This window comes from Mesorhizobium sp. M0830, assembly GCF_040319965.1.
Lineage (GTDB): Bacteria > Pseudomonadota > Alphaproteobacteria > Rhizobiales > Rhizobiaceae > Mesorhizobium.
Genome location: NZ_JAMYOR010000003.1, coordinates 157378 through 169900 on the forward strand (window position 1 = coordinate 157378; position 12523 = coordinate 169900).

At 62.0% G+C, this 12523-nt stretch carries 15 protein-coding genes, 1 tRNA gene and 1 pseudogene; 12 read left to right on the forward strand and 5 right to left on the reverse strand.

What is annotated here, in order from left to right; translation table 11 throughout:
- Positions 1-27 precede the first annotated feature (27 nt).
- The gene (tkt, locus tag NKI20_RS03475; RefSeq protein WP_352828331.1) at positions 28-2019 is read right to left on the reverse strand and encodes a transketolase; all 1992 of its coding nucleotides are present in this window, start codon (positions 2017-2019) and stop codon (positions 28-30) included.
- Between the two features lie 262 nt (positions 2020-2281).
- Here tkt and NKI20_RS03480 point away from each other — a divergent pair, with 262 nt between their 5' ends.
- The 4 genes from NKI20_RS03480 (at position 2282) to NKI20_RS03495 (ending at position 4835) form a co-directional block, all read left to right on the forward strand.
- Complete coding sequence (locus NKI20_RS03480) at positions 2282-2554, forward strand: DUF4164 domain-containing protein (RefSeq protein ID WP_013529251.1); 273 nt, start codon at positions 2282-2284, stop codon at positions 2552-2554.
- Between the two features lie 21 nt (positions 2555-2575).
- Complete coding sequence (locus tag NKI20_RS03485; protein ID WP_023757415.1) at positions 2576-2941, forward strand: cell division protein ZapA; 366 nt, start codon at positions 2576-2578, stop codon at positions 2939-2941.
- A 221-nt stretch (positions 2942-3162) separates the two neighbouring features.
- Positions 3163-3822, forward strand: coding sequence for a peroxiredoxin (locus NKI20_RS03490; RefSeq protein WP_023757414.1), 660 nt, complete (start codon positions 3163-3165; stop codon positions 3820-3822).
- A 140-nt stretch (positions 3823-3962) separates the two neighbouring features.
- Positions 3963-4835, forward strand: a complete 873-nt coding sequence (locus tag NKI20_RS03495) for an MBL fold metallo-hydrolase (protein WP_352828335.1) — start codon at positions 3963-3965, stop codon at positions 4833-4835.
- A 163-nt stretch (positions 4836-4998) separates the two neighbouring features.
- Here NKI20_RS03495 and rpoH read toward each other — a convergent pair whose 3' ends face one another.
- Both rpoH and NKI20_RS03505 read right to left on the reverse strand, forming a co-directional pair.
- Positions 4999-5910, reverse strand: coding sequence for an RNA polymerase sigma factor RpoH (gene rpoH / locus NKI20_RS03500; RefSeq protein WP_023757412.1), 912 nt, complete (start codon positions 5908-5910; stop codon positions 4999-5001).
- Positions 5911-6099: 189 nt separating this feature from the next.
- On the reverse strand, positions 6100-7140 hold the full coding sequence (locus NKI20_RS03505) for an RluA family pseudouridine synthase (protein WP_023757411.1): 1041 nt from the start codon (positions 7138-7140) through the stop codon (positions 6100-6102).
- A 26-nt stretch (positions 7141-7166) separates the two neighbouring features.
- Between NKI20_RS03505 and NKI20_RS03510 the strand changes: the two genes are divergently transcribed.
- The 7 genes and pseudogenes from NKI20_RS03510 to tolA all read left to right on the forward strand — a co-directional run bounded on the left by NKI20_RS03510 (position 7167) and on the right by tolA (position 11004).
- Positions 7167-7544: a fimbrial protein gene (locus NKI20_RS03510; RefSeq protein WP_352604818.1), complete on the forward strand. Its 378-nt coding sequence runs from the start codon at positions 7167-7169 to the stop codon at positions 7542-7544.
- 29 nt (positions 7545-7573) lie between these two features.
- Entirely contained in the window at positions 7574-7981 is a 408-nt protein-coding gene (locus NKI20_RS03515) for a VOC family protein (RefSeq protein ID WP_352604816.1), read from the forward strand.
- Positions 7982-8071: 90 nt separating this feature from the next.
- Positions 8072-8146, forward strand: a tRNA-Glu gene (locus tag NKI20_RS03520).
- Between the two features lie 211 nt (positions 8147-8357).
- A pseudogene (locus tag NKI20_RS03525) lies at positions 8358-8529 on the forward strand (Flp family type IVb pilin).
- 360 nt (positions 8530-8889) lie between these two features.
- Positions 8890-9471 carry a VOC family protein gene (locus NKI20_RS03530; protein ID WP_023757408.1) on the forward strand — a complete coding sequence of 194 codons (582 nt, stop codon included), beginning with the start codon at positions 8890-8892 and terminating at the stop codon, positions 9469-9471.
- A gap of 21 nt (positions 9472-9492) precedes the next feature.
- Positions 9493-10356: a glutathione S-transferase family protein gene (locus tag NKI20_RS03535; protein ID WP_352828340.1), complete on the forward strand. Its 864-nt coding sequence runs from the start codon at positions 9493-9495 to the stop codon at positions 10354-10356.
- 279 nt (positions 10357-10635) lie between these two features.
- Positions 10636-11004: a cell envelope integrity protein TolA gene (gene tolA, locus NKI20_RS03540; RefSeq protein WP_023757406.1), complete on the forward strand. Its 369-nt coding sequence runs from the start codon at positions 10636-10638 to the stop codon at positions 11002-11004.
- A gap of 60 nt (positions 11005-11064) precedes the next feature.
- On the opposite strand, the gene NKI20_RS03545 is transcribed toward tolA, so the two are convergent.
- Complete coding sequence (locus NKI20_RS03545) at positions 11065-11268, reverse strand: hypothetical protein (RefSeq protein ID WP_352604765.1); 204 nt, start codon at positions 11266-11268, stop codon at positions 11065-11067.
- Between the two features lie 329 nt (positions 11269-11597).
- On the opposite strand from NKI20_RS03545, the gene NKI20_RS03550 reads away from it, so the two are divergent.
- Positions 11598-11834: a hypothetical protein gene (locus NKI20_RS03550; protein WP_023757403.1), complete on the forward strand. Its 237-nt coding sequence runs from the start codon at positions 11598-11600 to the stop codon at positions 11832-11834.
- Positions 11835-11984: 150 nt separating this feature from the next.
- Here NKI20_RS03550 and NKI20_RS03555 read toward each other — a convergent pair whose 3' ends face one another.
- Positions 11985-12338: a hypothetical protein gene (locus NKI20_RS03555; protein ID WP_023757402.1), complete on the reverse strand. Its 354-nt coding sequence runs from the start codon at positions 12336-12338 to the stop codon at positions 11985-11987.
- Positions 12339-12523: the final 185 nt, after the last annotated feature.

Below are 12523 nucleotides of genomic sequence, written 5' to 3' on the forward strand. Positions count from 1 at the left end.
GCGCGATTTCGCCGGCTTTGAACCAACCTACTTGGCATGCAGGCGGGCTTCCGCCGCGTTGGCCGCAGCTTCGGCGGTGATGCCGAAATGCGGATAAAGCTGTTCGATGCTGCCCGAAGCCCCGAAACCGGTCATGCCGATGAAGATGCCGTCGGAGCCGATCAGATGATCCCAGCCCTGGCGGATGCCGGCTTCGATCGCCATCTTGACCGGCGCGTTGCCGATCGTCGCCTTGCGATAGTCGACGCTCTGCTGGTCAAATAGCTCGAAGCAAGGCACCGAGACGACGCGTGTGGGATGACCATGCTTTTCAAGCAGGTCGCGGGCGCCGAGCGCGATCTCGACCTCGGAGCCGGTGGCGAAGATCGTCACCGCCTCCTCGCCGCTGGCCGCGGCCAGTTCATAGGCGCCCTGGCTGCTCAGGTTCCTGGCAACGAATTCGTTGCGCACCGTCGGCAGGTTCTGGCGGGTCAGCGCCAGCGTCGACGGCGTCTTTTCCGATGCGAGGGCGATCTGCCAGCACTCGGCGGTTTCCACCGCGTCGGCCGGGCGGAAGACATTGTGGTTGGGGATGGCGCGCAATGCGGCCAGATGCTCGACCGGCTGGTGGGTCGGGCCGTCCTCGCCCAGACCGATGGAGTCATGGGTCATGACGAAGATCGAGCGGATGCCCATCAGCGACGCCAGCCGCATCGACGGACGGGCATAGTCGGAGAAGCACAGGAAAGTGCCGCCATAGGCGATGAGGCCGCCATGCAGCGTCAGGCCGTTGATCGCGGCCGCCATGCCGTGCTCACGGATGCCGAAGTGGACATAGCGCTGGCCATAATCGTCTGATGTGATGTTCTTGGTCTGGCTGGTTTTGGTGTTGTTGGAGCCGGTCAGGTCGGCGGAACCGCCGATGGTCTCGGGCACGGCGCCGTTGATAATTTCCAGTGCCATCTCGGACGACTTGCGGGTGGCGACCTTCGGCTTGTCGGCCGAGAGCTTCTTCTTGTAATCGGCAATGACGGCGTCGAAATCAGACGGCAGCTTGCCGCTGATGCGGCGCTCGAACTCGGCCTGCAGCTTCGCGTCGGCCTTGGCGAGGCGGCCTTCCCAGTCGGTGCGCGCCTTGACGCCGGCCTTGCCGGCGGTGCGCCAGGCGTCGAGGATGTCGGCCGGGATCTCGAAGGGCGGCGAATCCCAGTTGAAGAACTTGCGCGCGCCGGCGATCTCGTCGGCGCCGAGCGGTGAGCCGTGCGCCTTGTTGGTGCCGGCCTTGGTCGGTGCGCCGAAGCCGATGGTCGTCTTGCAGGCGATCATCGTCGGCTTGTCGGAATGACGGGCGGCTTCGATCGCATAGGCGATGGCTTCCGGGTCGGTGCCGTCGATGTGGCTGGCATTCCAGCCGGAGGCCTGGAAGCGGGCGACCTGATCGGTGTTGTCGGACAGCGATACCGGACCGTCGATCGAGATGTTGTTGTTGTCCCAGAAGACGATCAGCTTGTTGAGCTTGAGGTGCCCGGCAAGCGCGATGGCTTCCTGGGACACGCCTTCCATCAGGCAGCCGTCGCCAGCCAGCACGTAGGTGTAGTGATCGACGAGATCGTTGCCGAAGGCGGCGTTCATGATGCGCTCGCCGAGAGCGAAGCCGACCGAATTGGCGAGGCCCTGGCCAAGCGGGCCGGTCGTCGTCTCGATGCCGGTGGCATGGCCGTATTCCGGGTGCCCGGCGGTCTTCGAGCCCAACTGGCGGAAGTGCTTTATCTGGTCGATGGTCATGTCTTCGTAGCCAGTCAGATGCAGCAGCGAATAGAGCAGCATCGAGCCATGGCCGGCCGACAGGATGAAACGATCGCGGTCGGCCCAGTGCGGGGCCTTGGGATCATATTTCAGGAAGCGCGTGAACAGCACCGTGGCGATGTCGGCGCAACCCATCGGCAGGCCGGGATGGCCGGAATTTGCCTTCTCGACTGCATCCATGGAGAGAAAGCGGATCGCATTGGCCATCCGGTCATGTTGTTCACGCGACGTCATGATTCCTCCAGAAGTGGGGGTTTGGGGGCTTGGGAGAGCCCTTGAAAAGGGTGCGCGACACATAGCAGGCGCGCGCTTTTAGTCAACAAATCGGTGCACATTTGCCGGCCTTGTGATGCCGGCGGCGGGTCTACATTAGCGTTAGCAGGGGACAGTCGCGACAGCTTTGTTGACGTTGCCTTCACCCGGTGCCTAATGTTTCCTGAATAACGCGTTCTGAACGCGAACGATTCGGTGATGGGCAGGGCACAGGAAGAAGGCCATGACCGGGGAAGCCACACTCAAGGAAGTTATCGCCAGGCTGGGAAAGGCCATCGAGGGGCTGGAAAACGCTGTCGCGGCCAAGCTCGAGCATGAGCGCGATTACTCGGAAGCCGAGGCCGAGGTGCAGCGGATGAATGCCGACCGCTCCCGGCTGGCACAGGAACTCGACAATTCCGAAGCGCGTGCCGAACGGCTGGAAGACGCCAACAAGGAAGTGTCGCGACGGCTGGTGACCGCCATGGAAACCATCCGCGCTGTGTTGGACAGGTAAGGGGGCTGGACAGGTAGGCTCATGGCTCAAGTCACGGTTTCCATCGACGGCAAACAGTATCGGATGGCCTGCGACGAAGGCCAGGAGGATCATCTGATCGACCTGGCCGAACGTTTCGACCGCTATGTCTCGCACCTGAAGGACTCCTTTGGCGAGATCGGCGACCAGCGGCTGACGGTGATGGCCGGCATCATGGTGATGGACGAACTTTCGGAGCTGCAGAAGCGCGTCAAGGGCATGGAAAGCGAAGTGCTGACCTTGCGCAAGACCCGCGACGACGCCCTGACCAAGGCCGACAAGAACGACAGCGTGCTGACCAACGCGCTTGGCGCGCTGGCGCAACGGATGGAAGACCTGACGGCGACCTTGGCGGTCAACAAGACCTGAGGCAGCGCGCACTTCGAGTTCAAAACCAAAGCTCTCATCCGCTGGCGGTGCCCCCGGCAGCATGAAAATTCTCGCACTTCCGCCGACAAGAGTTTGATATTATCTCGCGGCCGCCATTTTTGCGCTAAGATGCGGCGATTGCCGGAGCGTGGACATGTGATGGCGGCCAAGGTTTGCCGCCTCTTGCTTCTGGCGGAATCTGTTTATAGGGGAGATGTGCCATGAGCCTTCGTATCAACGATATCGCGCCGGATTTCACCGCCGAGACCACGCAAGGGACGATCAAATTCCATGAATGGATCGGTGACGGCTGGGCGATCCTGTTCAGCCACCCGAAGAATTTCACGCCGGTCTGCACGACCGAGCTTGGCACGATGGCCGGGCTTGAGGGTGAGTTCAAGAAGCGCAACGTCAAGATCATCGGCATTTCGGTCGATCCGGTTGCGAGCCACGACAAGTGGCAGGCCGACATCAAGACGGCGACCGGCCAAACGGTGCACTATCCGCTGATCGGCGACAAGGACCTCAAGGTCGCCAAGCTCTATGACATGCTGCCCGCCGGTGCCGGCGAAACGTCGGAGGGCCGCACGCCCGCCGACAACGCCACGGTGCGCTCGGTCTACGTCATCGGACCGGACAAGAAGATCAAGCTGGTGCTGACCTACCCGATGACCACGGGCCGCAACTTCGACGAGATTCTGCGCGCGGTCGATTCCATGCAGCTGACCGCCAAGCATCAGGTGGCGACGCCGGCGAACTGGAAGCAGGGCGAGGACGTCATCATCACCGCCGCCGTGTCCAACGAGGATGCGATCAAGCGTTTCGGCGCTTACGAGACCATCCTGCCCTATCTGAGGAAGACCAAGCAGCCATCCGCCTGATTGCTTCGGAACAGTTTTTGGCGTTCTCGTCGCTGCGAGCGAAATGATACTTGACTGGGTCACCCGAGCGGACAACCATGCTCCTCTCGGGTGCCGTCAGAGAAAATCGTTCCTGCTGGCCAAGCGTGGGGAAGCCGAAATTGGACGTAGCTTTGGCCAGGCCGCAGGTCAGCGGCTTCTATGACAAGCCGACAGGGGCCATCCAGTATGTCGTCGCCGACCAGGCGACGAAGCGCTGCGCTATCATCGATCCGATCCTCGATTTCGACGAGAGATCCGGCGCCACGGCAACGACGAATGCCGACGCCCTGCTCGACTTCATCAGCGAGCAGGGGCTGAGCGTCGAATGGATCCTCGACACCCATCCGCATGCCGACCATTTCTCGGCGGCGCACTATCTGAAAGAGAAGACCGGCGCACCGACGGCGATCGGCGGCAGGGTTGTCGACGTCCAGAAACTGTGGAAGGCGATCTACAACTGGCCGGATTTTCCCGCCGACGGTTCGCAGTGGGACAGGCTGTTTGCGGAGGGCGAGACCTTTCAGGTCGGCACGCTTCCGGTCAAGGTGCTGTTCTCACCCGGGCACACGCTGGCCTCGATCACCTATGTGATCGGCGATGCCGCCTTTATCCATGACACGCTGTTCATGCCCGACAGCGGCACGGCGAGAACGGACTTTCCCGGCGGCAGTGCCGGGCGGCTCTGGCGATCGATCCAGGACATTCTGGCGCTGCCGGACGAGACGCGCGTCTTCGTCGGCCATGACTATCAGCCCGGCGGCCGCGAGCCCTTGTGGGAAAGCACGGTGGCGGCGCAGAAGGCGACCAACACCCATCTCGTCGCCGCCCGCAGCGAGGCCGAGTTCGTCGCCCTGCGCGAGGCTCGGGACAGGACGCTGCCGATGCCGAGGCTGATCCTGCATGCGCTGCAGGTCAACATGAATGGCGGACGGCTGCCGGAGCCCGAGGCGAATGGCCGGCGGTACCTGAAGTTTCCGCTGGATGGGCTGTGAGAAGTATTTTTGTGCCGGGCGCGGCCGGTGAAATTGCCGATCTCCCCAGCAAGGGGGATCGGATGTCGCCCTGGCTTTCGCCAATCGCCGGCGCAAAGGTTAGACACAAAAAAGGCGGCACCAGTTTCCTGACGCCGCCGTTGTTTCATTGCCGATACTGGCTTTACGCCGCCGGTTGGGCTTCGATGGTGCGCAGCGCCTGGGTCTGACGCTTGGCGGCGGCCTTGACCGCATCCTGCACCTTCTCAAAGGCACGCACCTCGATCTGGCGCACGCGCTCGCGGCTGATGTCGAACTCGGACGACAGCTCTTCCAGCGTCAGCGGCTCCTCGGCGAGGCGACGGGCCTCGAAGATGCGCCGCTCGCGCTCGTTGAGCACGGCAAGGGCGCCCGACAGCATGCCGCGCCGGTTCTCCAACTCGTCCTGCTCGATCAGCATCTCTTCCTGGCTTTCGTGGTCGTCGACCAGCCAGTCCTGCCATTCGCCGGACTCACCTTCGCTCGCACGGATCGGGGCATTGAGCGAGGCGTCGCCCGACAGGCGGCGGTTCATCGACACCACTTCGGCTTCGGAAACGTTCAGCCTGGTGGCGATCTCGGCGATCTGGTCGGGCTTCAAGTCGCCGTCGTCGAGCGCCTGGATCTTGCCCTTCACCTTGCGCAGGTTGAAGAACAGGCGCTTCTGGTTGGCGGTCGTGCCCATCTTGACCAGGCTCCACGAGCGCAGGATGTACTCCTGGATCGAGGCCTTGATCCACCACATGGCATAGGTCGCGAGGCGGAAGCCACGCTCCGGTTCGAATTTCTTGACGGCCTGCATCAGGCCGACATTGCCTTCCGAAATCACTTCGCCGATCGGCAAACCGTAGCCGCGATAGCCCATGGCGATCTTGGCGACGAGCCTGAGGTGGCTGGTGACGAGCTTGTGCGCAGCCGTGGTGTCTTCATGCTCGGCATAACGCTTGGCGAGCATGTACTCTTCCTGCGGCTGCAGCATGGGAAAGCGACGGATTTCTTCCAGGTAGCGGCTGAGGCCGCCTTCGCCGGAAACGATACTGGGTAATGACTGGGCCATGATAGCGCCCCCTCTCTATTGGAGTGATGCCCCCGAAACGCGGCGGGCATATGGCGCGAGCACCAAACGGCTCGCTCGCGACGTCAGTGGTTATACAGGAACAAAACCAGAAAAGACAGGCATTTGTTCAACACGAAACAGTGTGTCACGCTGAAGTGAACAACGCCGCTCAAGTTTTCTGGAGCAGGTTCAGAGCTTGCGAAAGCCGCATACGAGTTCCTCCATATCCCTCGGTATAGGCGCTTCGAACCTCATCGCTAGATGGGTACTCGGGTGGCGAAATGCAAGGAGCCAGGCGTGCAAAGCTTGCCGGGGAAAGGTCTTGACCTGACTTTTCAGCGGTTCGGGCAGCCGGTTGGCCTTGGTGCGGAAGGCCTGACCATAGTCTGGATCGCCGATCACGGGATGGCCGATATGCGCCATGTGGACGCGGATCTGGTGGGTGCGGCCGGTTTCGAGCCGGCACTCGACCAGACTTGCCGTGGCGAATTCCTGCTGTGTCTCGCCGAAGCGCTCCTGGACGGCAAAGTGGGTAACCGCATGGCGGGCATCGTCGCGTCCTTCCGGCACCACGGCACGGCGCACGCGATCGGCGGCGCGGCCGAGCGGCGCATCGACCTTTCCGGTCGGCCTCTGCGGTATGCCCCAAACCAGTGCCAGATAGGCACGTTCGAGATCGCCGGTCAGGCCGTGATCGGCGAAGGCTTCGGACAGCGACTTGTGGGCGCGGTCGGTCTTGGCGATCACCATGACGCCGCTGGTCTCCTTGTCGAGGCGGTGCACGATGCCCGGCCGGCGCACGCCGCCGATGCCGGAAAGGCTGTCGCCACAGTGATGGATCAGCGCATTGACCAGCGTGCCGGTCCAGTTGCCGGCGCCGGGATGCACGACAAGCCCCGCCGGCTTGTTGATGACGATCAGTTCGTCGTCCTCATAGAGCACATCAAGCGCGATGTTTTCGCCTTGCGGCTCCGCCGGTTCCGGCTCTGGCATGACGACCGACACGCTTTCACCCGGCGTCATCTTGCGCTTGGTTTCGTCGACCGGTTTGCCGTCGACGCTGACCGCGCCCTGCCTGATCAGCATCTGCACGCGGCTGCGCGACATGTCCCGGCCGAGGCTTGCCGCCAGCCACTGGTCGAGGCGTTGACCCGCCGCGTCCGCGCCCGCCACCAGCACGGTGGGTGCCGCCTCTATCAATTCAGGGGCCTCTTCGCTATGAGCGCTCATCGAAAACCGTTCCGGAATGTTCTGCTATGGCCATCGCCGAGGAAGACCAGGAAAAGCCGCTCGACCCCGAGGTCGAAAAGGTGCGCAGGAAACTCGTCCGCTTCGTCGGGATCAATCTCGGCCTGCTGTTCCTCGCCCTTATGGTGGTGATCGGCGCCCTTGTCTACAAAGCGCGCAACGCACCGCCGGCGAACCCGCCGCTGGCTGGCGATATCCAGACCCCCGCCGGCGAACCGATCAACGGCGATATCGTGCTGCCGGTTGGTGCCAAGGTGATCAGCCAGTCGCTGTCCGGCAATCGAGTCTCCATCGATGCCGAGCTAGCCGACGGCAGCCGCACGATCTTCGTCTACGACATCACCGAGCGCCGCCTGATCGGGCGCTTTGCGATCCGAAACAAATGAGCGGCAGCAGCGATCAGCAAGCCTCAGGCATGACCGGGTTCGCTGAACACCGCCGCGTCGCGACCGTTGCCCTGGTCGTCGCCGATTATGACGCGGCGATTGACTGGTATGTCGAGCGGCTGGGCTTTCTGCTCATCGAGGACATCGATCTCGGCGGCGGCAAGCGCTGGGTCACAGTGGCGCCGGCCAACGGACAAGGTGCCAAGCTGCTGCTGGCCGAGGCTTCCGACGAGGCACAGAGTAGAAGCATCGGCAACCAGACCGGCGGGCGGGTCTTCCTGTTCCTCGAAACCGACGATTTTGCCCGCGACCATGCAGCGATGCTGGAGAAGGGCGTCGAATTCCGCGAAGCGCCGCGCGTTGAGGCCTACGGCACGGTGGCCGTTTTCGCCGATCTACACGGCAATCTCTGGGACCTGATCGAGCCGAAACGATAGCGCTGGGACCGGTTTTTCTGCAATGCGCTAAAGCGGCCGAACCCCAGTTGCTTTTTCCAAGCCGTCAGCCTATATCGCCGGTTCTTGAACGCGCCCATCGTCTAGCGGTCAGGACACCGCCCTCTCACGGCGGGAACAGGGGTTCGATTCCCCTTGGGCGTACCAAGGATTTCAATAAATTTTGCAGCATGCCGTCGCTCCATCCCGAGCGCCCCACCATGTGGCCGCAACCTTGAAGAGCTGGATGGCACCCGCGGCTCCAGTCTTCATTTCATTTCTCTGGCAAATATTAACGGACTCGCAACCGAGAACCTTAACTGCCCCGCAACTCGCAGGGGGTATATTAGTGTTGCCTTTAGTAGCGCAGGAGATTGAAATGCGGAAAATAATCTACCGTTTCGCCGGGGACGAGTCTGGCGCGACCGCGATCGAGTATGGCCTAATCGCGGCTCTTATCGCGCTGGCGATCATCACCGGCGCCGGCCGGCAATTCGCTCAACGGCATGTTCACGAATATCGGCACGACGGTTAACAGCAGCGGTTCGTAAGTCGGGTACACCTTTCCGTTCGACCGCACCGGCTGGATATCCCGATTTCGACCTCCAAATGCGTAGCGTGTAGCGCCAATATCCGGTCGCAGCACGCTACTTTCCGTGCTGCGACGCCGCCTATGGCCGTGCAAGTCCTTCGGCGAGGCGTGCCGCAAATCTTCCCCGCCGTGCAAGTTTTGATACGGCCAACCGATCCCGGCATTACCCTTTGCGTCGCCACTTTCGTCGCTTCTGGCGCAGCAGGGCCGATTGCTTTAGCATCGCATCATGGATCCTGGGGCACGGCTCCGCCGACGCCGAGAACGCCGGGTGCCGGGCAGATCCGGACGGGCGGTCGATGCCACGGGGAGAAGGCCAATGCAGAAACTGCAATCGCAGGGCGTTCATCACATCACGCTGGTCGGCGCAGGGCGCCAGACCTCGATTGATTTCTGGGAAGGCGTGCTCGGCATGCCGTTCATCTTCGAGCAGCCCAACCTCGACAAGGCGAGCGAAAGCCATCTCTATTTCGATCCGGGCGACGGCCGGCTGATCACTATCTTCACCGATGAGAGCCGCGTGCCGGAGAAACGGCGCACGCCGACCGATCCGGGTTGCGTCCACCACATCGCCTTTTCGGTGTCGCGCGTCACTTTCCTGCAGGCGGTCGCCCGGCTCGACGCGCGCGCCATCAAGCACAGCGGCGTCAAGGACCGCGGCTTCATGGATTCGATCTATTTCGAGGATCCGCTCGGCCTGCTGATCGAACTGGCCTCCTACCGCTTTGAGCCGCCGGCCGGCTTCACCCATGCCGACGTGCTGATGGAAGCGCACAGGCTGCGTGTCGCGCGCGGCGACTACAACATCGCGGAAGTGCACCTCGCCGATGCGATCCAGTCGCTCGTCGAGCGTTCCCGCGCAACCTTGTCGGAAGACCGGGCACCGAAGAACCCATACTGAACAGACCAGAGGGAGGAACATATGGCCAAGACAGCGACGAACAATGCCAGGAAACCCGCGGCCAAAGCGGCCGCCAAGCCGACTGCAAAAGCTGCGGCAAAGCCAGCGGCCAAGCCAACTGCCAAGCCCGCCGTCAAGGCGACGGCAAAAGCCGCCCCAAGAGCCAAAGCGAAGCTAGCGAAGAGGCCTGGCGTGAAGCTCAGCATGCTGAAGCCCAGCGTCAACAACATGACGGTTCGGGTGTTTGCGCGCGCGGCCGGGCTGGATGCCGCCGAGACCGATGCCTGGGGTCAGACCCGCTCACCGGAATTCATGGCGCGAAACCCCGCCCATTTAACGCCGATGATCGAGGACAAGGGCCTCCCCAGGGGCGTGTTGTGGGAAAGCTGCGCGATCATGCAATACCTCTCCAACAAGCACGGGCTGGAGAAGTTCTATCCGAAGGCGCCGGCCAAGCGGGCGATGATCGATAGCGCCATGTTCTACCTGGTTGGTACGCTCTACCCCTATGTGGCGCGCGCCACCTATCCGTTTCTCGGTTTTCCGCAATATGCCGGCGAGGTCGGTCACAGCGACGCCCACCCGGACAAGAAGTCCGAAGCCCAGAAGGCCGCGATGGCCGCGATCGCCGAGCCGCTGGAAGTCTTTCACAGCTTCTTCAGGGACGGCAAGCCGTTCATCGGCGGCAAGAATCCATCCATCGCCGACATCCGCCTGGCGGCGACACTCGAATTCCTGGCCGTCATCGACTACGTCCTGCCCAAATGGGCGAAGGACTACGTGGCGGCGATCGAGAAGAAGCTCGGCAATGCCTATAGCGAGCCGGCCGGCGACGTGCGCGGTTACATCGCCTATGTGAAGTCGCAGGCCAAGGTCCAAGGTTAGGGATTCGTTAACCAAAGCCCTGTCTACTGCCAGCAATTCACCCCGCGACCACGGATGTACTGGCGCCGAGTGGAAGGAAAGGTCGGCGCAACGCCGGCCTTTTTGCTTTCGTGCGCCATCGCCGCGCGATCTAGCCGCGATCAGGCCACACGAGCCTCGGTGTCGCATTTTTGGCGTCAACTTTTTGCCGACAGATATTGTCATCGCTTGCTTTGGCCCTACCATCCATTTTGGCAGTCCGGCATGGATTGTCGGTCAGGCGTGAGATGAGGGCTGGCGATGAATAGCGTTGCGAGGTGGCTTGCCGCTGCGGGCATGATGCTGGCGAGCGCCGTTCATTCTTCAAATGCGGCTGAACTCAACACCATGAACGATGTCGGGACCGCGATCCAGGCATGCTGGACACCACCGGCGGACGCCGGAACCGCCAGCGTAACCTTGAGCTTCAGCTTCAAGCGGGACGGCACGCTGATCGGCCCACCGAGGCCGACGGCCGTCAAGGTGGAAGGCGATGCCAAGGCGAAAAACTCGTTTGTCGACGCCGCAACAACGGCCTTGCAGAACTGTCTGCCGCTGACGCTTTCGCCGAAGCTGGCGCAAGGAATTGCCGGCAAAGTGTTCACGTTGCAGTTCTCTTCTCCCAAGTGAGCCTGCAATCAGCGCACGCCGCTGTGCCGTAGCGGTGCGCACAGTTAATCCCATGCCGGCTTAGTGGTGGCTGCGCCTTGCCTCGGCATGCCGGGCAAGGTCAGGCGTTTCGAAGACATAGTCGTTCCAAGCCGACTCCGGAACCCGGCCGGCCAGATAGCATTCCAGCAACAGGCTTTGCTCGGGGTTGAGAGGCCTTGGCTCCAGCCCCAGCGAGTGAAACAGATTTCTTGTCAGGTCCGAGACCGTGAAGTGGATCGACATCTGCGTTCTCCTTAGGCCATTCAACTCCGAAGACGGGGCAAAGGTTTCAAGACCAACCGGCGGCAACGGCGGTTTATCACGGGCTCCTCGCGCCGCAGGCCTTCGACGATCGTTGCCACCCCTACGCGCTGAGCGAACGCCAGCCTTGAAACCGACCAGATGGCCCCACTCGACACGCGCGAGCCCTACACCGAGGTGCCGGCGGCCATCAGATACCGCGTGAATTTCAAGGCTTGCGACTGTCAAACGCTATTGCAGCGAACCCTGTTGCGATCCGGAACAGAGAGGCGTTCACAGCGTTGTGATCGACATCAGCCAGGAGAAACGCCATGGCCACGTTCAGGGAAATGCGGGTGCTGGAGATCGTCGAAGACGACTCCCTGACCACCGAACAGAAAATCGCTGAACTGCGCGAGATCGAATCCGAGGCGCGCGGGCTGCAGCGGGCGGCCACGGAGAGCCCGATGGACGACGATGATGGCTGGCAGGACGATTTGCGTCAGGTTCGTCTTGCACTCGACAAGCTCGGTGCGAAACAGCCGAAAAAGGGTGCAGCCTCGCTGTGAGGCAGTTCGCCCAAGCTATTTGCCGATCGCTTGTTGTTTGAAAGCGATCTAAAGCGCGTCGCGGTTGAACGGATTCAGGCGACGCGCTTTAGGTATTGTTTTTATGCATGTCGTTTTCCCAAAACCGAGGTCACTTTTGGGCGACATGCATTAGTCGCAGACCATGCGAGCTCTCTTGCCGGGTTCGCTGACGTTCCTGCATACCAGCGGCTTCGCCGGGGTAGACAGGGAGGCTGACGCGGGCAGGCTCGTCTGGTGCCGTCTCGGCGCGGCATGCGTCATCACTTTGCGGTCGGAAAATCGCCTCGACGGTTGTGGCGCCACCGGAAAGGCACTGTTCTCGACCTCGGAAGGCCCGTAGTCGACATTCGGGGGTGGCCGGTCCCAGAATCGCCGGACATCGAGCGGCCTCGGGATGACGACGGTGCCATCATAACTGCGCGAGCAGCCGCTGCCCAAAAGCAGCGCCAGCCCCATGAAAAAAGGCACGATCCATCCAGACATCAGCATTACCCCTGCTAGCGCTTATATAACGGCTTCAGTCCCGCCGACAACCGGATGGAACAACTCACTCGCGTCGACCAATTTGTCCGACGAATCCGTTATGGTTAGCGGATCGTTAATGCTTATCGGGCACATTCCGCCGACGAACCGCGGAGGAGGGTTCGGCCTTGGGTTGTCGGGGTGGG